The organism is Amycolatopsis sp. NPDC051371 (assembly GCF_040682155.1).
Classification (GTDB): Bacteria; Actinomycetota; Actinomycetes; order Mycobacteriales; family Pseudonocardiaceae; genus Amycolatopsis.
Genome location: NZ_JBFBAG010000006.1, coordinates 181,171 through 204,409 on the forward strand (window position 1 = coordinate 181,171; position 23,239 = coordinate 204,409).

Sequence of the window (23,239 nt, forward strand, 5' to 3'; positions counted from 1 at the left end):
AGGCGGATACCCTCCGAAGTCGCGGTGCGACCGGCAGCGCGTTACATGTCAGTCATTCCCGAGAACCCTTCGGGATATGACGAGAAATCAGCCAACGAATAGGCAGAAGGGATGGCCCGCCGGGTCCGCGTAAACGCGCAGCGGCTCCTCAGGATCGTCCGCGTGGTCGGCCAGCAGCCGCGCCCCCAGGGATATCGCCCGTTCGTGCTGCTCGTCCAGCTCGGCGAGCGTCTCCACGGTCAGGTCCAAGTGCAGCATCTGCGGCCGCGGACCGGAGGGCCACGTCGGCGGCGGCAGTGAGGAAACTTGCTGGAAAGCCAGCCGCGGCACGCCCTCGTCGAGCAGGACCACCCAGTCGTCCCCATCGCCCGGGCGGACCGAGAACCCCAGCAGCCGCCGGTAGAACTCCGCCAGCGCGCGGGCGTCCGTCGCGTCGAGGACGACCTGGCGCAGCCGGGGGACGCGGTCAGCCACGGCGGTGCGCGATCTGGAAGACGTTGCCGAACGGGTCACGGACCATCGCGCGCCGGTCGCCGTAGGGCATGTTCGACGGCTCTTCGAGACTCGTCGCGCCGCAGTCCAGCGCCCGGCGGTACGTCGTGTCCGCGTCGGCGACGTACACGTGGAGGAACGCGGGGAACAGCTCGCGCTCGCCTTCGGCCGACACCATGACGAGCGACTCGCCGATGTGGATCTCGGCCGGCCGCCCGCTTTCGACCTCGCCGGTGGCGTTGAACACCGAACGCAGGAACGCGACCGCGGCGACGAGGTCGCTCACCACCATCCGCGGGATCACCGTCGGGAAACCCGGAGTCATACCCGCACACCCAAGCCGGTTCCGGGCGTGATCACAAGTCAGCGCCGCAGGCCGACCAGCTTCACCAGGAACCGGTCGACCTGCTCGAGCGCGGGCGGCCACGGCAGGTCGGGCTCGTTGATCCGCTGCGCCAGCATGCCGTTGACGGCGGTGCGCAGGTCGATCGCGACGGTCGTGGCGTCGTCGGCCGGCGCCAGGCCCGCGTCCATGCACGCCTGGACCGCGTCGATCGTGCGCGCGACCATGACCTCCTTGAACGGCATGCCGAGCCGCCGGTGGACCTTGCTCTCGTGCAGCACCTTGTAGAGCCCGGGGTGTTCGCGCGCCCACGCCGCCTGCGCCAGGATCCGGGCGCGCAACGCGGCCGCCGGGTCCGGAGCCGCCGCGGCCGCGGCGTCCCCGGTGCCGACGAGCTCCTCGTGACACCGCTGCATCGCGGCCAGCACGAGCGCGTCGCGGTCGGGGAAGTGCAGGTAGACCGACGTCGCCGCGATCGACACCTCCCGCGCGACGGCCCGCAGGGACAGCGCTTCGTCGTCGGCCAGCTCGTCGAGCATGCGCACAGCGGCCGTGACGATCTCTTCGCGCAGCAGCTCGCCCTGGCCGCGGGCGTTGGGGCGGCGGCGGTTCTCGGTCATGGTCGGTCCAGTGTAGCTGGACACTCATTGCGCTACAGGTGTAGCGTCACTCGCACTACAGCTGTAGCGCTACGAATGTTCACCACACTGAGGGAGCACGATCTTGACCACCACCGAAACCAATCTCGGCCGCCTGGCCGCGCTCGATCCGGCGTTCGCCCAGCTGGTCGGCGCCACCGCGAAGTACGTCCGGGCGATCCCGGAGCTGACCGACCGGGAGAAGACGTTCCTGTGCGTCACGGCCGATGTCTGTCAGGCGAGCCTGGGCTTGGCGTTCGCCGCCCACGTGCGGGCGGGGCTGGCCGCCGGAGTGTCCACATCGGACGTCAGGGAGCTGCTGCGGTTCGTCTCCTACGACTGCGGCTACCACGCGGCGACCGCGGGCATCGAGCGGATCACCGAGCTGGAGCGCGAGCTGGGCATCGACCCGGAGCGGACGGTCCCGGACCCGGTTCCGGACGGGCCCAGCCCGCTGCCGGAGGAGGTGCGGACGCGGCTGAACGAGCTGGACGAGCACTTCGCCGGTTACTTCGACCTGCAGTCGCGGATGCGTGCCGGGCATGGGCCCGGCACGCTCAGCGAACGCGAGCGCGGCCTGGTCAGCCTCAGTGTCGACGTGCACTACCAGACACTGGCCGAGACTTTCCGCATCCACGTCGGGCGCGCGCTCCGTGGCGGCGCGTCGCCGGAAGACGTGCGCGCGGCCCTGAGGTTCAACGCCCAGTTCGGCGTCACGCGGGCGTGGCACGCATGGGAGGCGCTGAACGAGATCCTGAACTAGCCGAGGACTTCGCCCGCGAGCCGCGTCAGATATCCCGCGAAGCGTTCGCGGTCCTCGCGATCCCAGCGGCCCACCAGTGCCTCGAACGCCTGACGCTGGTGGGCCTGCGAAGCCGCGAGAAACTCCTTCGCCGCGTCGGTGAGCGTCAGCACCGCGCGGCGAGCGTCCCGGGCCGACGTCGAGCGCACGACGAAGCCGTCTCGGCCGGCTTCGGCGACCATCCGGCTGGCCACCGAACGGTCGATCCCCAGCTGGTGGGCCACGTCGGCGACCGTCACCTCGTCCGCCGCGGCGCCGTCGACGGCCTGGATGACCAGCAGGTTCGGCACCGTCCACGCCGGCGGGGCGCCGTCGGCGAAGCGCTCGACGACGTCCGGGGCCCACTGGCGTGCCCAGTGCCGGACCAGCCGGAAGAGGGCCGGTCCGCCATCCGAGCTTGATGTGTGCATAAGGCACGTTATAACGTGTGCTTTATGCACGTATCTCGGAACCTCGCCTTCGCGGGTCTGCTACTCGGGATGGCGATGGCCCAGCTCGACGGCCTGATCGTCACCGCGGCTCTGCCCTCCATCGGCGAAGACCTGCACGCCCGCACCGGCCTCGTCGCGGTGACCGCCGCCGGCCTGCTCACCTTGACCGTCGCGACGCCGCTGCACGGCCGGCTCGGCGATCTCTACGGCCGCCGGATCTCCTTCGCCGCCTCGGTTCTCGTGTTCGCCGCGGCCTCGGCGTGGTGCGCCGCCGCGCCCGACCTCGGCTCGCTGGTCGCCGCCCGCGCCCTGCAAGGCCTCGGCGGGAGCGGCCTGATCGTCACGGCGATGAGCGCGCTCGGTGAGCTGTTCGAGCGCGACGAACTGCTGCGCCGCCAAGGCTGGCAGACAGCGGTGTTCGCGGCCGCCACGCTCGGCGGGCCGCCGCTGGGCGGGCTGCTCGCCGCGGGACCGGGCTGGCGCTGGATCTTCCTGGTCAACCTCCCGCTGTGCGTGCCCGCCCTGGTGCTCGGCCTGCGCGGGCTGCCCGCGAAACCCCGCCGCACCAACGAGAAGTTCGACGTCGGGAGCAGCGCGTTGCTCGTGGTCGCGGGGTCGGCGGTCGTCGCGCTCGGCACCGTCGACGACCTCGCTCGCAGTCCACTGTGGACGTCGGTCCTGCCCGCGGTCGCCGTGGCCGCCGGATTCCTGTTCGTGCGCAGGCAGCGCCGCGCGAAGAGCCCGCTGATCTCGCCGAAGGTCTTCGCGGACGCCGTCCTGGCGCGCGCGGCGGTGGTCAACGGGCTGGCGGGCGCCGCGCTCTACGGCACCTTCACCTACGTCGCGCTGGTCGCCGCGCTGGACGCGAGCGCGGCCGGGACCGGCGTGCTGCTCGTCGCGATGACCGCCGGGCAGCTCGCGCTGTCCGCGTCCTTCGCCGCGCTGGCCCGCCGACGGCCGGAAATGACGGCCTGGGGCCGGTTCGGCTGCCTGCTCGGCGTGGCCGGGCTCGCCGCGATCGCCGTCGCGGCCGCCCTGGACGGCAGTCCCTGGCTCCTCGCGCCGGGACTGTTCGCGATCGGTGCGGCTTTCGCGGTCTGTACGTCCGCGTACACCGTCCTGGGCCAGACTCGCGCCCGGCGCGACCTGATGGGCGTCACCCTGGGGTCGCTGACCTTCGCGCGGCAGGCCGGCGGGCTGGCCGGCGCCGCGGTGTTCGGCTGGCTCGCGCTGGCCACGACCGGCGGGCTCGGCGCCGCCGGCCTCACCGTCGTGTTCGGCGCGGCGGCCGTGATCATGCTCCTGGCCTGCGTCACCGCCCCCGCTGTCACGTCTTCGGAAGCGGTCTCGTCCTCGAGTTGACCGCGAACGAAGGAGAACGCCGATGCCCCGCATCCCCGCGAAGAAGACGTCCGAAGCCGGCCTGGTGCTCAAGCTGATGTACCGGTTCGCGGGCCGGCGCTACGGCGCGGTGCCCGAGCCGATGGCCGTCGCCGCGCACCACCCAGGCCTGCTCCGCACCTACGCGGTGCACGAAATGCTGGCGGAGCGAGCGTCGAAGAAGGTGCCGGCGAACGTGCGTGAGCTGGCCGTCTACCGCGTCGCGACCCGGATCGGCTGCTCGTGGTGCGTCGACTTCGGCACGATGCTGCAGAAGCACGACGGCCTGGACATCGAGCGGCTGAAGAAGATCGACGACTACGCGACCTCGCCCGCGTTCAGCCACCAGGAGCGGCTCGCGATCGCCTATGCCGACGCGATGTCCGGCGAGCAGATCACGGTGACCGACGAGCAGGTCGCCGAGCTCGAGCGCGAGTTCGGCCGCGACGGCGTCGTCGAGCTGACCTACCAGATCGCGCTGGAGAACTCGCGCGCCCGGATGAACAGCGCGCTCGGCATCGTCGACCAGGGCTTCACCTCGGGCGACGCCTGCCGCGTCCCGCTCCCGTAGGACCCCGGGAATCGGACCCCGGTCGGACGCGCAACCGGGGCCCGGCGCGGGACCGTTTCCGGCATGCACCTCGTCGCCAGTGAACGGATCAAGCTCTTCAGCATCGCCACGCCCTGGGTGTGCGGTGTCTTCGCGCTCGTCGCGCTGGCCGGCCCGGCCGCACTCACCGCCCTCACGGCGACCGAGTCGCGGCTGCCGCCGACCGTCGCGAGCACCCAGTTCGGCTACCAGCTGGGGATGGTCGCCGTCCTGGTGGCGGCCGCGCTCGCCGTGACGAGCGAGTACCACTCCGGCACGATCCACGGCACCTTCCAGGCCGTGCCCGGCCGGACGCCGGTGCTGGTCGCCAAGGCCGTGGTCGTCGCCGGGTACGCCTTCGGGCTCGGCGAGGCCGCGGCGTTCACGGCCTGGCTGGTGGCGCGGGTCCTGGCCCCGGACGCCGACCTGGCGCTGGACAGCGTCGCGGACTGGACGATCGTCGCCGGCACGGGGCCGGTGTTCGCCCTGGCCGCCGTCTGCGGGGTCGGCGTCGGCCTGCTCGTGCGCTACACCGCCGGCGCGGTCGCGCTGCTCGTCGCCTACCCGCTGATGGCGGAGAACGTCGTCCAGCTGATCCCGCGGGCGGGCCGGGCGATCCACCGGTGGCTGCCGCTGAACGCCGTCACGAAGTTCCTCAGCGGAAGTGGGGAGGCCAACGCCGGCCGGGACGGCGGCAACGCCACCGTCCTGTCGGACTCACCGCTGAGCCCGGGCTGGGCCCTGGCCTACTTCGGCGCCTTCGCCGTGCTCCTGCTGGCGGCCGGGATCACTCAGGCGCGGCGGCGGGACGCGTGATCCGGGTCAGCTTGTCCGGGTTGACCATGTCGTAGATGGCCACGATCTTGCCGTCGCGGATGCTGACCGACTGCACGTGCTCGTCGAGGGCGAGGAAGCCCTCGCGGCCAGGCATCGGCGGCAGGTACATCCCGAGGTCGCCGTTGACCAGCACGGGCGAGCCGCGTTCGACCATGCCGGGCGCGTACTTGCGCATGAGGCCGAGGAAGAACCGGGCGATCTTGTCCGGGCCCAGGATGAGCTGGCGGGTCGTGCGGCCCTTGCCGTTCGAGTCGCCGACGAGCACGACGTCCGGCGCGAGCAGTTCGGTCATCGCCTGGATGTCGCCGGCCAGGAGCGCGCCGACGAACTTCTCGAGGATCTGTGCCTGGTCGTCGAGCGGCGCGCGCGGGGCCGGGTCGGCGTCGGCGAGCGCCTTGCGGCCCCGGGACGCGTGCTGGCGCGCGGCCTCGACCGAGACGCCGAGCGCGTCGGCGATCTCCGAGAACGGCACCGAGAAGGCGTCGTGCAGCACGAACGCGACGCGCTGCTCCGGGGTCAGCTTGTCCAGCACGACCAGCGCGGCCATCCGCAGGCCGTCGTCGCGGACGGCGATGTCCAGGGGGTCCTCGCTCACCGGCTGCCCGAACGGCGTGACGACCGGCTCCGGCAGCCACTGGCCGACGTACCGCTCGCGCTGGGCGGCGGCCGACTTGAGCCGGTCGAGGCAGATGCGCCCGACGACGGTGGTGAGCCAGCCCCGCAGGTCGCGGATCGCCGCGCGGCCGGCGTCGTCCAGCCCGGCCAGGCGCAGCCAGGACTCCTGCACCGCGTCCTCGGCGTCGGCGCGCGTGCCGGTCAGCCGGTAGGCGACCCCGATCAGGTGACCGCGGTGGGCGGCGAACTCCGTGGCGAGGGTGTCCTGGGCGGTGGGCGTGGAGGCCATGTCCCGAGTGTGCCGCACACGGGCGGAGCCGGGGAGACGGGGAAGACTAGAGTGGGTGGCGTGGCAGGACGGATTCGGGAGAGCGACATCGCGGAAGTGCGCGATCGGAACCGGATCGACGAGGTCATCGGGGAGTACGTGGCGCTGCGCCGCGCCGGCGGGGGCAGCCTGAAGGGCCTCTGCCCGTTCCACAACGAGAAGACCCCGTCGTTCAACGTCCGCCCGACGCACGGCACCTTCCACTGCTTCGGCTGTGGCGAGGGCGGCGACGTGATCAAGTTCGTCCAGAAGATCGACCTGATCACCTTCGTGGAAGCCGTCGAGCGGCTGGCCGACCGGGTCGGCATCCGGCTCACCTACGAGGGTGGCGGCGCGACGATCCAGCGTGACCGCGGCAGCCGCAGCCGGCTGATCGAGGCCCACCGCGCCGCCCAGGAGTTCTACGCCGAGCAGTTGGTCACCGATGAGGCGCGCACCGCGCGGGACTTCCTGTCCGAGCGCGGGTTCGACGCCGCCGCGGCCAAGACGTTCGGCTGCGGGTACGCCCCCGGCGGCTGGGACAAGCTGACGAAGCACCTGCTCACGCGCGGTTTCGAGGTCAAGGAGCTGCTGACGGCGGGGCTGTCCAAGGAGGGCCAGCGCGGCCCGATGGACCGCTTCCACCGGCGCCTGGTCTGGCCGATCCGCGACGTCGGCAACGAGGTCGTCGGCTTCGGCGCGCGGCGGCTGTTCGACGACGACCGGATCTCGGCGAAGTACCTCAACACCGCCGAGTCGCCGATCTACAAGAAGTCCCAGGTCATGTTCGGCCTCGACCTGGCCAAGCGCGAGATCGCGAAGCGGCACCAGGTCGTCGTGGTCGAGGGCTACACCGACGTCATGGCGATGCACGCGGCGGGCGTGCCGACGGCGGTCGCGTCGTCGGGCACGGCGTTCGGCGAGGACCACATGAAGGTGCTTCGCCGGCTGATGATGGACGACGACGCCTTCCGCGGCGAAGTGATCTTCACCTTCGACGGTGACGAAGCGGGCCAGAAGGCCGCGCTCAAGGCGTTCGAGGGCGACCAGACGTTCGCCGGCCAGACGTACATCGCGGTCGCGCCGGACGGCATGGACCCGTGCGAGCTGCGCCTGGCCAAGGGCGACAGCGCGGTGAAGGACCTGGTCGCGCGGCGGACCCCGCTGTTCGAGTTCGTCATCCGGAGCACGCTCAAGAACTACGACCTCGACTCGGTCGACGGCCAGGTCGCGGCGCTGCAGAAGACCGTGCCGATGGTCGCGTCGATCAAGGACCGCGCGGCCCGCGACGGCTACGCGTCGAAGCTCGCCTGGTGGGTCGGCTGGCAGGACGTCGCGCAGGTGGTCAACCGGGTCCGCGGCAGTTCGGGCGCGACCGACCGGCGCGGCGGCGCGCCCCTCAAGCAATCGGCCCGCGTCGGTGCCCAGGAGGCTCCGGCCGCTTCGGCGACGCAGGATGTGGCTCGTCCGGCGCCGAAGGACCCGCGGTTCGCCGTCCAGCGCGAGGCGTTGAAGGCCGCGTTGCAGCAGCCCGCGATCGCCGGGCCGGAGTACGACGCGCTGCCGCTGGAGGCGTTCACGCACCCGGTGTACGTCGCGGTGCACGAAGCCGTGCTCAAGGCGGGCGGTGCGGGTTCGGGCCTGACCGGGCCGTCGCTGCTGGACGCCGCCGCCCCGCACTGTCCGGAAGGGACGGTCCGGCGCGTGCTGTCCGAGCTGGCCGTGGAACCGTTGCAGGCCAAGGACGAAGTCGACTCGCGGTACATCTCCTCGATCCTCGCCCGGCTGCAGGAGGGGCTCGTCGGCCGGCAGATCGCGGAGATCAAGGGCAAGCTGCAGCGGCTCTCGCCGGTCGAAGCGCCGGACGACTACCGCGCGCTGTTCGGCGACCTCGTCGCGCTGGAGCAGTACAAGAAGTCGCTGGGCGAGCAGGCGGCCGCCGGCGCGTGGGGCTGAGATGAGCTTCTTGCGCCGGTTGCTGGGTGATCGCACGCCTCCGGACTTCGCGGGTTCGCTGGATTCGGGCGAAGACGTCGTCGACAGCGCCCCGGTCGAGGGCGGCGGGTACCTCGTCGTGACACAGCTCGGGTTGTGGGTCCCGGCCGAAGGTGGGGCGCGGCGCGTCGGCTGGCACCTCGTCGGCAAGGCGGCCTGGGCGGACGGCGTGTTCACGCTGACCGAGTCGGCCGAGGTCGGCACGGCGGGTGCGGCGGTCCTGCTGGCCGACCTGCCACCGGTCCGCTTCCGGCTGGCCGCGCCCGGCAAGGTGCCGCGCGAGGCCTACCAGCGCGTCGAGGGCTCGATCCGCTCGCGGCACCGGCAGGAGATCGGGTCCGGGGGAGCGTGGTTCGTCCAGCGCAAGGTGCCCGGTCGCGACGGCAGCATCCTGCAGGTCCGGCCCGACCCGGGCACCGACGCCGAGCTGGTGGCGGCCATCGCCGAGCAGGCCGCCGCGAAGCTGGTCAGCCCCGCCGAATAGCAGTACGCTCGTACTCAGTACAAGCGTACTGCTTAGCTGGGAGGCGGCCGTGTGGGATCCCGAGAAGTACCTCGACTACGCCGACCTGCGGGCCCGGCCGTTCTACGACCTGGTTTCGCGCATCGGCGCCACGTCGCCGCGCCGCGTCGTCGACCTCGGCTGCGGACCTGGCAACTTGACGGTTTCGCTCCGGGAACGCTGGCCTTCGGCTGCTTTGGAGTGCGGCGATAGTTCACCCGAAATGGTGACGGCTGCCCGTGCCCGTGGCCTCGACGCCTCCGTGCTCGACGTCCGCGACTGGACGCCGGCGCCGGACACCGACGTCGTGGTGTCGAACGCCGTCCTGCAGTGGGTGCCGGACCACTCTTCGTTGCTCCGCGGCTGGGCGTCCTCGCTGCCCTCGGGCGCGTACCTGGCGATCCAGGTGCCGGGCAACTTCAACGCGCCTTCGCACGCGCTGACGCGGGAACTGGCGGCGTCCCCGGCGTGGTCGTCCCGGCTGGCCGAGGTGGTGCTGCGCGAGGACGACGCGGTCTCGAGCCCGCTGGAGTACGCGAACGTCCTGGCCGACGCGGGCTGCGGCGTCGACGCCTGGGAGACGACGTACGTGCAGCCCCTGCGAGGGTCTTCACCGGTGCTCGAATGGATCACCGGGACGGCACTGCGCCCGATCCGCGCGGCCCTGTCCGACGTCGAGTGGGAGCAGTTCCGCGCGGAGCTGGCCCCGCTGCTGGCTGCGGCGTACCCGACCCGCGCCGACGGGACGACGTGGTTCGAGTTCCGCCGCGTGTTCTTCGTGGCCCAGATCTAGCGGCGCACCTTCTCGCTGATCTTGGCCCGGGCAACCCCGGCGGCACCCTGGACCATCGGATGGTCGACGACCCGGCGGTAGGTGCGCACGAGCTGCTCGTACCGCCCCCGGCCTGCCTTGGCGCCCAGCACGTACCCCAGGCCTGCCCCCAGCAGGAACTTCTTCATCCGTGTCCACGCCTTCCATCCGTAGGTCGTCCGACTGTCCATTGTCCAGGAAAACGGCCGCGAGGGGGCGGTTGCGCCAAGTGGGGGGTGCGTGCGGAGGGTGTGCGGGCATGGGCTAAAGTTCTTCTTGCCGGTCGAGAGACCGGCACCGGAAGTGAGCGACATTCCCCTGTAGCTCAACTGGCAGAGCATTCGGCTGTTAACCGGAGGGTTCTTGGTTCGAGTCCAAGCGGGGGAGCAAAAGCCCAGGCCAGTGGCCTGGGCTTCTTTGTGTCTGCGGGCAGTGGCGATTAGTGTCGATTTTGACGGCTGTCCGGTGATCGATCGTCGTCCTGATCGGAGAAGTACTCGAGCGACCAGTCCGGCACGGTGACCGGCGACGGCAACACCGGCCCGCCGCTCACCCCCGGGCAAGCGGCGGCAACCGCCCGGGCGCCACGGCGTGGCACGCGACAACCGGCCTGGCGAACGGAACGCTGACGGTGCTCGCCGTCCAGAGCGGGTCTCTCGACCGGCTCGGCTGACGAGTTGGCCGGTCCCCCTCACTGCCCGCAAGGACACGCCGAAGTGCGCGACCGCGGCCCCAAAGCGCGCTCGGCCTCTCCCTTTGGTCCGACCTCCTGCCTCCTCCACCCCGGCACCGGGGCGAAGGACGATAACGGCCGACGATCGGGGGAACACCATGGCGTTGACCGTGACCTTCACCGGCAGGACCCCGGTGAACACCGGCGGTACGTCCTACTACCAGGTCTGGACCTACACCGTGCAGGCCTCGTCGCTCGGCGAGTTCGGGATCAACCAGCGGATCGCGCTCGCCCTGCCCGCCGGCGCCGATGTGCAGGATCCGCGCCGGTACCCGGACGTTGCCACACTCGGGGGTGCGTTCCTGGACGTTGCCACACTCGGGGGTGCGTTCCTGGAGAAGGACGCCGCGGGCAGCCGCCAGTACGCGGGCAAGGTCGTCGGCTCGCCGGGGACCAGTCAGACGATCTCGTTCGTCGCGCCGGCCGCCCAGTCGAACCGGGAGCTGTTCCTCGCCGGGGCGTCCGGTGCGGGCAAGCCGTGGACGGTCCTGCCGTTCGCCGTTGCGGCCGGCGGGCCGGTCGCGAACGCGCAGACACTGCCCGGGCCGTCCGTGGCGGGCGGGTCACCACGGGACGGCCGCTGACCGAGTTCGCGGGTGCCCTGCCTTACGCGAGCGAGTCGTACGGGCTGATCCAGCCGCTGCTGGGCTGGCGGTCGCAGCGCACGGTGGCCCGCTACGTCGAGGCACTGCGGCGCGTCGACGACACCGTGCTCGCCGCCTTGTCCCGGGTCGTGACGCCGCGGGCGACCTACGTGCCTGCCGTCATCCACCTGACCGCCGAGGCGGCCTCGACCAGCGACTCGGTGGACCTGAAAACCGGCGACGCGCCGGCCGCCGACTCGTACAACCCGCTGCTCACGTCGGTGCTGGCGGACCTGATCCGGACGCGGATCAAGGACAAGGACCCGCGCGCCCCGGCGACTTGGCTGCCCCTGCTGTCCCGCGAGAGCCTCGACACCATCCTGGCCGCCGAGGTATCCCCGGAGCTGTTCCGCCGCGCCGCCGCGGTCGAACCCACCGACCAGGCGAAGCGCCGGGCGCTGGTGGAAGCCATGGCGGCCAAGGAATCCATGGTGGCCGGCCTGCTGAGCTACCTTGCCGAGCAGCACCTCGTCCCCACGCTGGCCGATCTGTTCACCCCGCCCGGGCAGAGCGAGGTGGACACTTCGCAGTTCCGCGGGCTGCAGCGGATGCTCGACCCGCTGGAGACCGCGAGCCGCGCGGAGGCGCTCAACCGGGTCAGCCTCTCCCCGGTCGGGATCGTGCACCTGTTCCGGCAGTACTTCTTCGAGTTCGACACCTTCCTAGGGCCGCCGGTCCAGCACGTCTGGCTCAGCCCGGGCAGTTCGCTGGAGCTGATCGAGTCGCAGACCCGGCGCACACTGGTCGAGCGCGTGGTGGAGGAGGGGCAGGAAATCACCCAGAGCCGGACCAGCGAAAGCAAGCTCGAGGACGAAGTGTCGACGGCGGTCAAGGACGAGAACGAGCGGAACACCAAGCTCGGCTTCTCGGTGTCGGCCAACCAGCGGTGGGTGTGGGGCGACGCCAACGAAACCGCGACGATGGACATGAGCGACACGCAGAAGCAGGCGCGAGAACAGACGCACAAGCAGATGCGCCAGCAGAGCGAACGGCTGAGCACCGAGATCAAGCGCAGCTTCAAGACCACGTTCCGCACGGTCACCGAGACCACCGACACCTCGAGCCGCCGCTACGTCCTGGCAAACGGCACCGACAAGCTGATCAACTACGAGCTGCGCCGCAAGATGCGTCGCGTCGGGGTGCAGGTGCAGGACCTCGGCACCCAGCTGTGCTGGCAGTCCTTCGTGGACGACCCGGGGGCGGTGCTGGGGCTGGCCAAGCTGGTGCACATCGCCGCACCGCCGGCCGCGGCCGCGGTCGCCCCGGCCAACGAGCTGCCGATGCCCGAGGACTACACCGAGGACGTCGTCGTCCAGTTCGGCTACCCGTTCAACGGCTACATCCGGCCGGTTGGCGGGTCCGGGACGGGCTGGTGGATCGCCGACGTCGAGCTCACCCCGAGGGACGGCTACGAACCGGTGAAGGTCGGCGAAGTGCGCTGGACGGCGGGAACCGCCGCGGTGAAGCTCAAGCTGGGCCGGAAGACCGAGGACGCGCCGAAGGGCACGCCCGATCCGAACCAGCCGGCGCTTTCGGTTTTCCTCTACAACGCGCACGGCGAGCGGAACGAGCTCTTCGCGTTCACCGTGCCCGTCGCCTACCGGGCCACGGACGACAAGCGCAAGCAGGTCAGCGACCAGAACAAGCTGCTCGCCGCGAAGCGGGACCTCGAGCTGGACCAGAAGCAGCGCGAGGCGTACCTGACGGCGGCGCAGCAGCGGGTGGCCGCGGCGAGCAAGATCCAGATCCGCGACTACGACGTGCTTCGCGAGGAGGAGCGCGTGGTGGTCTACCGGCGACTGCTCGAACAGCTGATGCGGATCGACGGCAAGCGGCCGACCCAGCCCGCGTTGCTGCACAAGCTCGCCGAGCTGATCAACTCGATGTTCGACGTCGAGGCCATGCTGTACTTCGTGGCGCCCGAGTGGTGGCGGCCCCGGCTGCACGAGGCACACCCGACCTTCGCGCCGGAGCTCGACCGGCTGGGCGACCCGAGGCTCGAGACACCCGGCGGCGGCCCGGTGCGGGACCCGTCGATCGAGACCGCTGTCGAGCACATCGTCCGCGACAGTCCCACCGGTCTCGACGACCACACCGTCGGCTGGGCCAACGAGGGCGACATGAACCGGCGCGACAACTACTTCATCACCGCCGACTCGGCGCCGGCCCGCCTGGGCAGCTCGCTGGGCTGGCTGCTGCAACTCGACGGGGATCACCAGCGCAACGCCTTCCTGAACGCGCCGTGGGTGAAGGCGGTCGTGCCGATCCGGCCGGGCAAAGAACTCGCCGCGCTGAACTGGCTGTCCGACCCGAGCATCGAGGGCGCCGACGGTCTCGACGATCTTTACCAGCCCGCCGCCGACGGCGAGAGCACCCGGATCCTCGCGGGGCTGCGGGCGTATGCCTGGTCCGACCCGGCCCTGGTGACCCGCTACCACGACCTGGACCCCGCCGGACTGACCATCCGCGACGTCCTCCGCTACGTGGCCGTCACCGTGCTGGCCAAGCACGAGGCGGGCGCCGAGGTGGTCACCGAGCAGCTCGAGCCAGGCGTCACGCTGAGCAACCCGCCCAACGGGTCGGCGGTGCCGCTCGAGCCCAGCACCTACTGCTTGGGTGACGCGGCCCGGTGCAAGAAGGAAACCGCGGACCGGGCGAACAGCAGGCCCTACTTCGCCCGGAACCGGGACTGGAACCCCCGCCCTCTGCCGAAGATCACGACGCCGATTTCCTGGCCGTTCCTGAAGTCGCCGATCTTCAAGAAGTCGGCGTTCGCGAAGTGGGACATCCTCAACCTGGCCTTCGTCGACGAACCGGCCGCCGGCTACACGGTGAAGGTGTACAGCGTGACTTACGACGGCAACGAGCGGCCGCCGCAGTTCATCGCGGTCGCCTACCCGATGGACCTGGATGTCTCGAAACCGCCGCCGTTCCTGGTGCACTACAAGCACATCCCGGGCCAGAGCAAGAACGAGACCCGGTTTGTGCACTTCCGGCCCTTCGGTTTCGACTGGCTGTACTTCGACATCTGGAACTGGTGGGTGTACAACGCCGGCCGGCGCGCCGACGCCGGCTACGACGTCGACATGCCGTTCCTGTCCGCACAGCAGGTCTCCTTCGGTTTTCCTTACCAGTTGCGGCAGGCGAACAAGCAGTACGTGATCGTGCTCCCGCAGATCAGCCGGGTCTTCGACCCCGTCACCCAGCAGCTGCGCGACTACCAGCTGTACTCCGCGGCGATGCTGCGGAAAATCCTTCTCGCGATCCAGGGGGACATCCTGTCCGTCAGGGATGACACGCTTTCCCACGTCGCGATCTCCGCCAACAGCAGCGGGTGCAACGTGTTCGCGAAGTTCTTGACCGACAACGTGGCCGCGATGAAGCAGGACCCGAAGGTCGAGGCCTTCATGAACGACGAGCTCAACGAAATCTTCGTCTTCGACCCGCCCGAGGACTTCGCCGACGCGATGATCGCGGCCATGGGCGGGTGGCTGAAGCTGTCGAGCCGGCGCAGCACGTTCAAGGGCAAGAGCGTGCGCTTCTACACGCATTCTTTCCCGCAGCGCGCGACTTCGCTGACCGGAGGGAAGAGCAGTCCGTTCAAGCGGGGAACGAACGGCCTCTGGGAGTCCCCCGACAAGCGGATCTCGGTTGCCTACCTGCCCTTCGACCAGCGGAACGGGGACGACGTCTGGCAGCAGACCTACGACGAGATCCGGCCGGACGGCCGCCTCCGCGTCAACAACTTCGACTTCGTCCACCACGCGATTCCCGCGCTCTGCCTGACCGACGCCGCCGCACGCAGTCTCTACGTGTGAATTCGACGCCGGGTGCGGGCGATCATGCAGCGGACGGCCCGCGCGGTCCGACGGCAAGCCCCGCGGTCGTCGAAGGCAGGTCACCCCGTATCGAGAAGGCCGCCGAATGAACGGGCCGGCCCCCATCGAGTCAACTATTCCCGGTCGGCGGCGCGCGGGACCCACACGATCGGGGAACGAAGTGGAAGTAATCCGTGCCACATCGGTAATTTCTTCAGACGGGACGGCGAACACACCTTCGCCGCCGTTCCGTTTCGCGAAATCCCAATCAAGGAGTAATTCATGCTGAAGAAGCTCGGCTTCGTCGTCGCCGCCACGGCGGCGGGCGCGTTCCTGGCCGGTGGGGTCGCCGCCGCCGGTACCCCCGCGGGGCACGACGACCACGGCTACGACGTCACCAGCCAGCTCGGCCTGCTCAACCTCGGCAACACCGACGCGCTCCACAACGTCAACGGCACGCTCGGCCTGTGCGACAACGACGTCAACGTGCTCGGCGTCCAGGTGCCGATCCGGCACTCGCTCAACGGCATCGGCGTGCCGATCCTGTCGCCGGGTGAGAGCGAGGCCAGTGGCGAGTCGCCGTACAACTGCGCCGCGGGCGGCGTCGTCGACGGCGGAACGAGTCAGGGCCACTGATCCTCCGTGCCCAGGCCGCCCGTTGTGTGTTCGGAAGCCGGCTCAGGGCACGGAAATCCGGCGTAAGCCGGGTGCGGGTGGGACCGGTCTCCGCTTGAAAAGCGGGATCGGTCCCACCCGGCAAACACGACTGTCAAGGACAGCGCGGCCGGCCAGGGCACGCACGCATGAACTGGACGGCGGGCCCGGCCGCGATCGCCTGGTTCGGTCCTGGCGGGCCCTGCGGCCACTGAATGGACACCGAGACCGCCGAGGAGTTGTTCCGGTAGTCCTTCTCCGCCAGCGTCCTGTCGTCGTTGACGGTGTTGACGAGGTCGTAGGTGCCTGAAGGCACGCGGGTGATGTCCAGCCACTGGAAATCGACGTCGTACTTGTAGTCGTCGCCCGAACCGACCGAGATGCCTTCCAGCACTTCGAGAGCCGTCGGTTCGTGGTGGCGGCACTGGTTCGCGCGGAGGCGCTCGGCGAGCTCGGCGTCCGCGCCGCTGTCACCCGGTACGTGGGCCAGGCGGCCGATGTCGGCCACCGGGTACCGGTCGCCGAGGCAGAACCCGTTCTTCCGGTCGGTGACGATCGTCTTTCCCGACGCGGAAACCAGTGCGAAGTGTTCGAAGTTCATCAGGTGCCAGTGCTGGTGTGCCAAGGCGGGTTCGTAGTAGGTGAAGGCTCGCGTGGCGCGTTGCGCGGAGTCGTAGTCGGCCGGTATGGAGCCGTCGGCGCCGTTGCGCAACGCCTGGCGGACGGACATGGTGTCCTGCCGCGTGCTGTCGCGACGACCGTAGAGCAGCAAGGGTCCGTCGCCGACGTTTTCTTCCGAACTGGTGAAGCGCAGCCGGACGGCTTTCGCCGCGGTGGGGGGAACGCAGCGCCCGTTGGGCGCGGTGGGGTCGACGACCATGCACACGTCCCAGTTGCCGCACTGCGAGGAGTCGCCCGCGTTTCCGCTTGCGCAGCCTGGAGGAACCTGGCGGAGATCGGGGAGGAGCAGAGCGGGCGCCGCATCGGCACGAGGGGCCGACGAGGAGCCCGCGGTCACCATCGCCACTGCGGCCAGAGCCATGAGTTTCTTGAGCAAGAGCTGGACCTTCCTGTCCGTCATCGTGCGGGCGAACATCGCCGTCACAAAGGAATTCCATGTCGATCACCGCTGATTCGCGGGAAGCTGTCACGAGTTGCCCGGAGGTGCTCCTCGCGGAGGTCGGCGGGGCGACGCTCGTCTGCGGGACCCGCCCGGAACTCATCAAGCTCGCCCCGCTGATGCGGTTGTTCGGCGACGAATGCTCCGTCGTCTACACCGGACAGCACTACGACGAGTCGCTCTACTCGCGCATCCGCGCGGATCTTCCGCCGTCGAGCCGGTTCCACGAACTCGGTGTGGGTGGCGGCCGGCGCGGAGAGCAGCTCGGCCGGACGATCAGTGCCCTCGACGACGTTCTCGCGACCCACCCCGGTCGGGTGATCATCGTGCAAGGCGACACGACCTCGGCGCTCGCCGGTGCGCTGGCGGCCAACGCGCACGGTCTTCCGCTCGTGCACGTCGAGGCCGGGCTGCGCAGCCACGACCGCGCGATGCCCGAAGAACACAACCGGGTGCTGATCGACCACCTCGCCGACCTGTGCTGCGCGCCGACCGAGCTGAACCGCGAGAACCTCCTGGCGGAAAACGTGCCCGCCGAACGGATAGCCGTCACGGGCAACACCGTCGTGGAAGCGTTGCTCGCCGCGCTCCCGCCCGCCCGCGAACGTGAAGCCGTCTTGGCGGGTCGAGGCTTGGTACGGGACGGTTACGCGCTGGCCACCATCCACCGGCCGGAGAACGTCGACGATCCCGGGCCACTGGCGGTGATCCTCGATGAGCTGGGCCGGCTGCCGGTGCCGGTGGTGTTCCCGTTGCACCCTCGGACCGCGAAGAGTGTCGCCCGGTTCGGCTTGAGCCGGCTGCTGGAACCGCTCGTCGTGCTGGAGCCCCAGGCCTACACGACGTTCCTCGCGTTGGCCGCGGAAGCGGCGGTGCTCGTGTCCGATTCGGGGGGCATCCAAGAGGAAGCGAGTGTCCTCAAGCGACCGGTGATCGTGGTGCGGCGGAGCACCGAGCGCCCCGAGATCGCCGGGACGTTCGGAGTGCGGGTGCCGGCCGGACCGCGGATCGGGGAGGAAACCGCTCGGTGGCTCGAGGATGTCGCCGGCCACCGCGAGCGCCTCCGGCATATCCCGTCGCCCTACGGTGACGGGACCGCCGCTGCCCGGGTCGTGGCCGCCCTCGGTTCGGTTCTGGTTCACCGGACCGGTTCGGCGGTCGCGGGCTGATCGAGTTCGGCCGCGATCCGGTCGGTGACGTCGTTCGCGAGCGCGACGCTGGAGTTCCAGCTCGTGACCTCGGGATAGACGTGGGCCGTCGTCGCCAGGAGCAGGTTCGTGCCCGCCACCGCGACGACGGGACGCTGGGAAAGGTAGCCCAGCGGGTACACGGGCTCGACGAACGGCGCCTTGAACACCCGCACGTCCTCGACGTCTTCCGCTCCGAGCTCCGGGTACAGGCCCATCAGCTGAGCCGACCAGCGCGCCGCGATGCCCGCGCAGTCGTCGAGGTAGAGCTGCGAGTCGCGATCGGTGTAGCGCATGACGTAGACGAGGTGGCGACCGCCGTAGGCCTCCGTGCCGGCGAGCTCGGACATCGCGACGACACCGTCGAACTCGGTCCCCGACCGCACCACCGGGGTCCAATAGTGTTCGGTCAGCCGCCTGCGGAGGAAGAACACGGCGGTGACGACCCCTTGGTAGGGCAGGTCGGTGCGAGGTAGCCGGGCGGCGAGAGCGTCGTCGGCGATGCGTCGCAACAGGGGCAGTGACACGGTCGACACCACGCGGTCCGCGCCGATCACCTCGCCGCCGTTCAGGGTGATGATCGCGCTGTCGCCCGCGCTGTGCAGCCGCCGGACCGGGGTCGACGTGCGTACGGTTCCCCCGGCCTGTTCGATGGCGGCCCGCACCGCGTCGATGACGGCCTTGTAGCCGCCGGCCGGGTAGCCGCGAGTGGCCACGTTGCGCTCGCGGCCCAGGCGCTGCCACAGGTACAGCGCGGGTACGTCGCCGAAGGACGGCCCGAACTTCGAACCGAACATCGGCGCGAAGAGCCGGTCCCAGACGGTGTCGCCGTAGAGCCCGCGAAGCCAGTCCTCGGTGCGGAGCGTGTCGAGGTCGCGTCCTCGGCCCAACCGCCGCAGCAGCAGGGAGATCAGGCCGAACCGCAGCCGGTCGTGGAGTCGCAGCGGGGCGAACCGGAGGAGGTCGAAGGCCGAGTTGAACGGATACCGCCGTCCGTCGACGACCATGCCCATCGTCGTGGCCCGCCACCGGACCGAGTCCTTCAGGCCGAGCTCGTCCAGCAGTTCGAGCAGGCCGGAGTCGGAGGGCATGATGCAGTGGTAGAACCGCTCGATCCACCGGTCGTCGTGGGGGAAGAACGTGCCCAGGCCGCCCAGCTGGTCGCCGGACTCCAGCAGGGTCACCCGGGTGCCGCGGTGGGCCAGGCGGTGGGCGGTGGCGAGGCCGCAGATGCCGCCGCCGATGACGGCGACGTGCGGGGCGGTGGTCGAAGGGGTCACCGGTGGGTCACAGCTTTCGGAAGGGCGCCGGGCTCAGCCGGTCGCGAACGAGCAACTTCAGGTACTGCACGATGGTCCGGCGCAATTTGAGCTTGCTCGGCCCCTGCTTGCGGTCGTACTGCAGGGCCAGCGGGATCTCGGTGATGACCGGCCGGCAGTGGCGGAGCTTGAGCAGCAGCTCCACCATGCACGCGAAACCCTGCTCTTCGACGAGCCGTTCGCCCCAGTGGGCGGAGGCGCGGGTCAGCAGGGAAGCGCGGTAGGCGCGGTAGCCGCTGGTGAAGTCCCGGACGCCGTCGACGTCGAGGGCGTGGTGGAAGAGTTTCGCCGCGCCCCGCGACAACATCCGCCTCGCGGGCGGTGCGGTCCGGTCGTCGCCGCCGGGGACGAACCGCGAGCAGATCGCGACGTCCGCGCCGGCGTCGATCTCCGCCTGCAGCCTGCGGATCAGCGCCGGATCGTGCGTGTCGTCGGCGTCCATGACGACGACGGAGTCGTCGGGACCGGCCTCTTCCAGTGCTGCCCGGAGCCCGGACAGCACGGCGCGGCCGAGTCCGAGGTTCACCAGGTGGCGCACGACGCGGACGTCGAGTCCGTCGAACCCCGATCCGGCGACCGCGGCGGTGGCATCGGCGGAACCGTCGTCGACGACCCAGACGGTGAGCTGCTCGGTGCGGGCCACTTCGGCGAGCCGTCGCAGCAGGGCCGGCAATGACGCTTCTTCGTTGAACGCGGGCAACACGACGTGTGCCCGTCCTCCGGTCGGTCTCGCGGCGCGGGCGGGTTCCGAGAGAGTGGCCAAGGTGGTTTCTTCGTGCACCACAGTTCCTTTGTTCGATCGTGTTGTCACTCGACCGGCATCGATCTCCGACTGGTCGGCAGCACGTAGTCGGCTATGTTGTGTGGTTTCTTTAGCGGCCTTGAATGTCCCCCGGAAGGATGGGCGTCAGCTTCACTCGATAGAACCGGATTCGCCTCGAAAGGCTGACGCGAGAAGAAAAGGAAGAAATGACCACCACCGATCGTCCCCGAAGAGGCCGAGACCGATGACCGAACTGAGAGACGCGGTCGTCGCCGAATCTCTGCCCTTTCCGCGCCGACCGCGGCCGAACACCCGGCCGGGAGATCCGGCGTGCTCGCGCCCGTTTCTGGCCCGGGTCAACGCCGTGGCCGTTCTGCTGGTCGCCCTCGATTGCGCCGCCTGGGTCACCGCGGTGGTGCGCACGGCCCCCGGACTCGCAGGTGCCGCGGTGACCGCCGTGGCGCTGGCCGGTGTCCGGGTGGGCGGCCGGGTGCACCGCCGCCGTCTTTGGCTTTCCTGGTTGCAGGACCTTCCGCGCTCCGTCACCACCGCTGCCCTCGCGTTCGCGCTCGTCACGGGCGTGGGGCTCGTGACCGGCATGGACGGCATCGATACCGCGGAAATGCAGGAGGTCGTCCTGTTCTCCGCCGTACTCGGCGAAAGCGTCCGTCCGCTGGTCTTCGCGCTCGGCCGATGGGGGCGCCGCCGGCTGCGGCGGTGCGACCGAGCCGTCGTCGTGGGGTCCGGGCAGCTCGGCGGCGAGCTGGTCCGCACCATGCTCGAACACCCCGAATTCGGCCTGCTGCCGGTCGGGATGGCTGTGCCCGCGGGTGATCCGGCACCGGCCGGCCTGCCGATCGAGACGATCGGAGGCGACCTCAGCGAGGCCATCACCCGGTTGCGCGCGGGGACGGTGATCCTCGCCCCCGGCGACGATCAGGACGGCACCGTCGTAGCCGCCGCGATCAGCGCCCACCGGTCAGGATGCGTCACGTTGGTGCTGCCGCACCTCTTCGAGCTCTGCCCGGACGGACCCGGGGTCGACCGGCTCCGCAGCTATCCGCTGGTGTGGCTGGGCGGCGCGCCGACCCGGCGGCCCAGCTGGTGGGTCAAGCGCTTCGTGGAGACCGCGCTGGCCGCGGCCGCGCTCGTCGTGCTCGCCCCGGTGATCGCCGGTTGCGCGCTGGCCGTCCTGCTGGAGAGCGGCTTCCCGGTCTTCTTCCGGCAAGTGCGGGTGGGGATGGACGGCCGTACCTTCCTGCTCTACAAGCTGCGCAGCGTGCGGCAGTCCGCTGTGGACGATTCGCAGGTTCGCTGGTCGGTCGCCGGGGACAGCCGGGTGGGTCCCGTCGGCCGGTTCCTGCGCCGGACGTCGCTGGACGAGCTTCCACAACTGTGGAACGTCGTGCGCGGGGACATGGCGCTGGTCGGGCCGCGTCCGGAACGGCCGGTGTTCGTGCACGAGTTCTCCGCCGTGCACGACCTCTACTGGGCCCGGCACCGCGTCCCGACCGGGCTGACCGGCCTGGCTCAGGTGCACGGCCTGCGCGGCGACACCTCGATCGCCGACCGGGCGCGCTACGACAACTACTACATCGCGAACTGGTCGCTCTGGCTGGACGTGAAGATCATCATCCTGACCGTGGGAGAACTGCTGTGCCGAAGGCAACGCTGATGCGCCGGAACCGCCTCCGGGCCTGGACCGGGCTGCTCGTCCTGGTCGCCGGTTGCCTCTCCGGGTGCGTGAAGAGCTCGGCGCAGGAGCTGTCGGCGCCGCCGCCGAAACCGCTGGCGCCGTGCGCGTGGTGGTACGGGATCGGTCAGCCGCCGACGTCCCGCGAGATCGAGCTGGCCGCCAAGCGGTACCAGGTCGTCGTGCTCAACGCCGACCAGAGCGCGGCGATGCGCCACCTGCGCGAGCTCAACCCGCAGGTGAAGGTGCTGGTGTACAAGGACCTTTCCAGCACCCGCAACTACCCGGGCGCCGTCGACGGCGGCCGGGACGCGGCCTTCCTGCCCAGCGGAATCGGGTACGTCGCCGCGCAGCAGAACCACCCGGACTGGTTCGCCACGGACCAGAACGGCCGCCGCATCGAATGGCAGGGCTACCCGAAGCACTGGCAGATGGCCGTGTGGAACGCGGACTACCAGCAGGCCTGGACCGACGCCGTCGTCGCGGAGACGACCCGCGAAGGCTGGGACGGAATCCTCGCGGACAACGACTTCAACTCGCTGAGCCACTACTCGCCGGCGACGCTCGCCGGGACGGCGAACGTCGCGGAGACCGACCGCAAGCTCCGCGACGGCCTCGACGCGTTCCTCTCCCGCGTCGGCGATGCCTTTGTGAAGGCGGGAAAGCTGTTGGTGCCCAACGTGTCCGAGACACACCTGGTGCCGGGCCGGTGGACCGCGCATTCCCGCTTCGGCGGTGCCATGGAGGAGAACTTCGGCTTCCGCGAAGACGGCGGCACCGGTGGTCTCCTGACGTTCCGCGGCAACGAGTTCCAGGAGCTGCGCGCCCAGGCGGCGCTGGGGGAGTCGATGCTGCTGCTGGTGACGCGGACGAGGAACGCCCGCGAGGAGCGGGCCGGGTACGCGAGTGCGGCCTTGCTCGCCGGGCCCCGGACCTGCTGGACTCCGGCCACCACCGACGACTACCGCGACCCGGAGTGGTCCGACCTGCAGGAGAGCGGCCTGGGCGAGGCGGTGGACGCGGCCGGCCGCCTGCCGAACGGCGTCTGGACGCGGACGTTCAGCCACGGCTGGGTCGCGGTGAACACCACCGCGGCGACGCAGACGGTGACTCCGCCCGAAGGGCTCGTGGAGCCCGGCTCGCCGCCGCCGACTTCAACGCCGACTTCGCCGAGCCCGGCTCCCGCGCCGATCACGCTCGAGGCCGCGGACGGGATCGTGCTCGTCTCGCCGGCGAAACTCAAGCCGAGTGCGGACGCGCGCAGGCTTCCGGCCGCCGCCGCCGCTCGAGGACGTGCCCGGCCGGAGCCTGTCTGATCCGGTCACGTTCGAGGCTGCGGACGGGATCATGCTCGTCTCGCCGGCAAGACTCGAGCCGAGTGCGGAGGCGCGCAGGCTTCCGGCCGCCGCCGCCGCGCGAGGACGTGCCCGGCCGGAGCCTGTCTGATCCGGTCACGTTGGAGGCTGCGGACGGGATCGTGCTCGTTTCGCCGGCGAAACTCGAGTCGAGTGCGGAGGCGCGCAGGCGACCTGCGCGCGAGGACGCGTCTGGCCGGAGCCTGCCTGA

22 protein-coding genes and 1 tRNA gene are annotated in these 23,239 nt (G+C 70.4%); 14 read left to right on the top strand and 9 right to left on the bottom strand.

From position 1 onward, the window contains the following. Positions 1–87 precede the first annotated feature (87 nt). Genes AB0M59_RS10640 through AB0M59_RS10650 form a run of 3 tightly spaced genes read right to left on the bottom strand, consistent with a single transcriptional unit; the run spans position 88 to position 1,455 of the window. On the bottom strand, positions 88–474 hold the full coding sequence (locus AB0M59_RS10640; RefSeq protein WP_364611980.1) for a VOC family protein: 387 nt from the start codon (positions 472–474) through the stop codon (positions 88–90). Continuing rightward, positions 467–817 carry a VOC family protein gene (locus AB0M59_RS10645; protein WP_364611983.1) on the bottom strand — a complete coding sequence of 117 codons (351 nt, stop codon included), beginning with the start codon at positions 815–817 and terminating at the stop codon, positions 467–469. The genes AB0M59_RS10640 and AB0M59_RS10645 overlap by 8 nt, the downstream gene beginning before the upstream one ends. 38 nt (positions 818–855) lie before the next feature. After that, positions 856–1,455 (bottom strand): TetR/AcrR family transcriptional regulator, encoded by a 600-nt coding sequence (locus AB0M59_RS10650; RefSeq protein WP_364611986.1) that lies wholly within the window; start codon positions 1,453–1,455, stop codon positions 856–858. A gap of 103 nt (positions 1,456–1,558) precedes the next feature. On the opposite strand from AB0M59_RS10650, the gene AB0M59_RS10655 reads away from it, so the two are divergent. After that, positions 1,559–2,236 carry a carboxymuconolactone decarboxylase family protein gene (locus AB0M59_RS10655; RefSeq protein WP_364611989.1) on the top strand — a complete coding sequence of 226 codons (678 nt, stop codon included), beginning with the start codon at positions 1,559–1,561 and terminating at the stop codon, positions 2,234–2,236. On the opposite strand, the gene AB0M59_RS10660 is transcribed toward AB0M59_RS10655, so the two are convergent. Further along, a complete protein-coding gene (locus AB0M59_RS10660) occupies positions 2,233–2,685 on the bottom strand; it encodes a MarR family winged helix-turn-helix transcriptional regulator (protein WP_364611992.1) in 453 nt (150 codons plus the stop codon). The two genes, AB0M59_RS10655 and AB0M59_RS10660, sit on opposite strands and share 4 nt — an antisense overlap. 24 nt (positions 2,686–2,709) lie before the next feature. On the opposite strand from AB0M59_RS10660, the gene AB0M59_RS10665 reads away from it, so the two are divergent. From AB0M59_RS10665 to AB0M59_RS10675, 3 genes are all read left to right on the top strand, one after another. Further along, complete coding sequence (locus AB0M59_RS10665) at positions 2,710–4,068, top strand: MFS transporter (RefSeq protein WP_364611995.1); 1,359 nt, start codon at positions 2,710–2,712, stop codon at positions 4,066–4,068. Positions 4,069–4,090: 22 nt separating this feature from the next. Then, complete coding sequence (locus tag AB0M59_RS10670; RefSeq protein ID WP_364611998.1) at positions 4,091–4,657, top strand: carboxymuconolactone decarboxylase family protein; 567 nt, start codon at positions 4,091–4,093, stop codon at positions 4,655–4,657. 63 nt (positions 4,658–4,720) lie between these two features. Next, a complete protein-coding gene (locus tag AB0M59_RS10675) occupies positions 4,721–5,491 on the top strand; it encodes a hypothetical protein (protein ID WP_364612001.1) in 771 nt (256 codons plus the stop codon). Here the strand turns inward: AB0M59_RS10675 and AB0M59_RS10680 are convergent. Beyond that, positions 5,463–6,416 carry a sigma-70 family RNA polymerase sigma factor gene (locus AB0M59_RS10680; protein ID WP_364612004.1) on the bottom strand — a complete coding sequence of 318 codons (954 nt, stop codon included), beginning with the start codon at positions 6,414–6,416 and terminating at the stop codon, positions 5,463–5,465. The two genes, AB0M59_RS10675 and AB0M59_RS10680, sit on opposite strands and share 29 nt — an antisense overlap. Positions 6,417–6,467: 51 nt before the next feature. Here AB0M59_RS10680 and dnaG point away from each other — a divergent pair, with 51 nt between their 5' ends. From dnaG to AB0M59_RS10695, 3 genes are read left to right on the top strand one after another with little or no spacing between them, the layout of a single operon-like run. Next, on the top strand, positions 6,468–8,390 hold the full coding sequence (dnaG, locus tag AB0M59_RS10685; protein ID WP_364612007.1) for a DNA primase: 1,923 nt from the start codon (positions 6,468–6,470) through the stop codon (positions 8,388–8,390). A gap of 1 nt (position 8,391) precedes the next feature. Continuing rightward, the gene (locus tag AB0M59_RS10690) at positions 8,392–8,913 is read left to right on the top strand and encodes a hypothetical protein (RefSeq protein WP_364612010.1); all 522 of its coding nucleotides are present in this window, start codon (positions 8,392–8,394) and stop codon (positions 8,911–8,913) included. 49 nt (positions 8,914–8,962) lie between these two features. Further along, positions 8,963–9,724 carry a trans-aconitate 2-methyltransferase gene (locus AB0M59_RS10695; RefSeq protein ID WP_364612013.1) on the top strand — a complete coding sequence of 254 codons (762 nt, stop codon included), beginning with the start codon at positions 8,963–8,965 and terminating at the stop codon, positions 9,722–9,724. Here AB0M59_RS10695 and AB0M59_RS10700 read toward each other — a convergent pair. Next, positions 9,721–9,933: a hypothetical protein gene (locus tag AB0M59_RS10700; protein WP_364612016.1), complete on the bottom strand. Its 213-nt coding sequence runs from the start codon at positions 9,931–9,933 to the stop codon at positions 9,721–9,723. The two genes, AB0M59_RS10695 and AB0M59_RS10700, sit on opposite strands and share 4 nt — an antisense overlap. Before the next feature lie 123 nt (positions 9,934–10,056). On the opposite strand from AB0M59_RS10700, the gene AB0M59_RS10705 reads away from it, so the two are divergent. The 4 genes from AB0M59_RS10705 to AB0M59_RS10720 all read left to right on the top strand — a co-directional run bounded on the left by AB0M59_RS10705 (position 10,057) and on the right by AB0M59_RS10720 (position 15,573). After that, a tRNA-Asn gene (locus AB0M59_RS10705) sits at positions 10,057–10,129 on the top strand. Between the two features lie 444 nt (positions 10,130–10,573). Then, complete coding sequence (locus tag AB0M59_RS10710) at positions 10,574–11,059, top strand: hypothetical protein (RefSeq protein ID WP_364612019.1); 486 nt, start codon at positions 10,574–10,576, stop codon at positions 11,057–11,059. Next, positions 10,954–14,937 carry a hypothetical protein gene (locus AB0M59_RS10715; RefSeq protein WP_364612022.1) on the top strand — a complete coding sequence of 1,328 codons (3,984 nt, stop codon included), beginning with the start codon at positions 10,954–10,956 and terminating at the stop codon, positions 14,935–14,937. Before AB0M59_RS10710 ends, AB0M59_RS10715 begins: the two co-directional genes overlap by 106 nt. Positions 14,938–15,219: 282 nt before the next feature. Continuing rightward, the gene (locus AB0M59_RS10720; protein ID WP_364612025.1) at positions 15,220–15,573 is read left to right on the top strand and encodes a hypothetical protein; all 354 of its coding nucleotides are present in this window, start codon (positions 15,220–15,222) and stop codon (positions 15,571–15,573) included. 133 nt (positions 15,574–15,706) lie between these two features. Here the strand turns inward: AB0M59_RS10720 and AB0M59_RS10725 are convergent, their stop codons facing one another. Continuing rightward, positions 15,707–16,648 (bottom strand): lysyl oxidase family protein, encoded by a 942-nt coding sequence (locus AB0M59_RS10725; RefSeq protein ID WP_364612028.1) that lies wholly within the window; start codon positions 16,646–16,648, stop codon positions 15,707–15,709. Between the two features lie 59 nt (positions 16,649–16,707). Here AB0M59_RS10725 and wecB point away from each other — a divergent pair, with 59 nt between their 5' ends. Continuing rightward, positions 16,708–17,880, top strand: a complete 1,173-nt coding sequence (gene wecB / locus AB0M59_RS10730) for a UDP-N-acetylglucosamine 2-epimerase (non-hydrolyzing) (protein ID WP_364612031.1) — start codon at positions 16,708–16,710, stop codon at positions 17,878–17,880. Here the strand turns inward: wecB and AB0M59_RS10735 are convergent. Both AB0M59_RS10735 and AB0M59_RS10740 read right to left on the bottom strand, forming a co-directional pair. Continuing rightward, positions 17,850–19,178: an NAD(P)/FAD-dependent oxidoreductase gene (locus AB0M59_RS10735; protein WP_364612034.1), complete on the bottom strand. Its 1,329-nt coding sequence runs from the start codon at positions 19,176–19,178 to the stop codon at positions 17,850–17,852. The two genes, wecB and AB0M59_RS10735, sit on opposite strands and share 31 nt — an antisense overlap. Positions 19,179–19,185: 7 nt before the next feature. Beyond that, a complete protein-coding gene (locus AB0M59_RS10740; protein ID WP_364612037.1) occupies positions 19,186–19,998 on the bottom strand; it encodes a glycosyltransferase in 813 nt (270 codons plus the stop codon). A gap of 226 nt (positions 19,999–20,224) precedes the next feature. Here AB0M59_RS10740 and AB0M59_RS10745 point away from each other — a divergent pair, with 226 nt between their 5' ends. Beyond that, positions 20,225–21,655 (top strand): exopolysaccharide biosynthesis polyprenyl glycosylphosphotransferase, encoded by a 1,431-nt coding sequence (locus AB0M59_RS10745; RefSeq protein WP_364612040.1) that lies wholly within the window; start codon positions 20,225–20,227, stop codon positions 21,653–21,655. Then, complete coding sequence (locus AB0M59_RS10750) at positions 21,655–22,989, top strand: putative glycoside hydrolase family 15 protein (protein WP_364612042.1); 1,335 nt, start codon at positions 21,655–21,657, stop codon at positions 22,987–22,989. Before AB0M59_RS10745 ends, AB0M59_RS10750 begins: the two co-directional genes overlap by 1 nt. Positions 22,990–23,239 lie beyond the last annotated feature (250 nt).

Excerpts from the sequence above, each read along its gene's own strand:
- AB0M59_RS10680 (WP_364612004.1), bottom strand. The coding sequence starts at position 6,416 with ATGGCCTCCACGCCCACCGCCCAGGACACCCTCGCCACGGAGTTCGCC.
- AB0M59_RS10750 (WP_364612042.1), top strand. The coding sequence starts at position 21,655 with ATGCGCCGGAACCGCCTCCGGGCCTGGACCGGGCTGCTCGTCCTGGTC.
- AB0M59_RS10700 (WP_364612016.1), bottom strand. The coding sequence starts at position 9,933 with ATGGACAGTCGGACGACCTACGGATGGAAGGCGTGGACACGGATGAAG.
- AB0M59_RS10645 (WP_364611983.1), bottom strand. The coding sequence starts at position 817 with ATGACTCCGGGTTTCCCGACGGTGATCCCGCGGATGGTGGTGAGCGAC.
- AB0M59_RS10670 (WP_364611998.1), top strand. The coding sequence starts at position 4,091 with ATGCCCCGCATCCCCGCGAAGAAGACGTCCGAAGCCGGCCTGGTGCTC.
- AB0M59_RS10675 (WP_364612001.1), top strand. The coding sequence starts at position 4,721 with ATGCACCTCGTCGCCAGTGAACGGATCAAGCTCTTCAGCATCGCCACG.
- AB0M59_RS10660 (WP_364611992.1), bottom strand. The coding sequence starts at position 2,685 with ATGCACACATCAAGCTCGGATGGCGGACCGGCCCTCTTCCGGCTGGTC.
- AB0M59_RS10745 (WP_364612040.1), top strand. The coding sequence starts at position 20,225 with ATGACCGAACTGAGAGACGCGGTCGTCGCCGAATCTCTGCCCTTTCCG.
- AB0M59_RS10720 (WP_364612025.1), top strand. The coding sequence starts at position 15,220 with ATGCTGAAGAAGCTCGGCTTCGTCGTCGCCGCCACGGCGGCGGGCGCG.
- wecB (WP_364612031.1), top strand. The coding sequence starts at position 16,708 with ATGTCGATCACCGCTGATTCGCGGGAAGCTGTCACGAGTTGCCCGGAG.
- AB0M59_RS10690 (WP_364612010.1), top strand. The coding sequence starts at position 8,392 with ATGAGCTTCTTGCGCCGGTTGCTGGGTGATCGCACGCCTCCGGACTTC.
- AB0M59_RS10710 (WP_364612019.1), top strand. The coding sequence starts at position 10,574 with ATGGCGTTGACCGTGACCTTCACCGGCAGGACCCCGGTGAACACCGGC.
- AB0M59_RS10665 (WP_364611995.1), top strand. The coding sequence starts at position 2,710 with ATGCACGTATCTCGGAACCTCGCCTTCGCGGGTCTGCTACTCGGGATG.
- AB0M59_RS10650 (WP_364611986.1), bottom strand. The coding sequence starts at position 1,455 with ATGACCGAGAACCGCCGCCGCCCCAACGCCCGCGGCCAGGGCGAGCTG.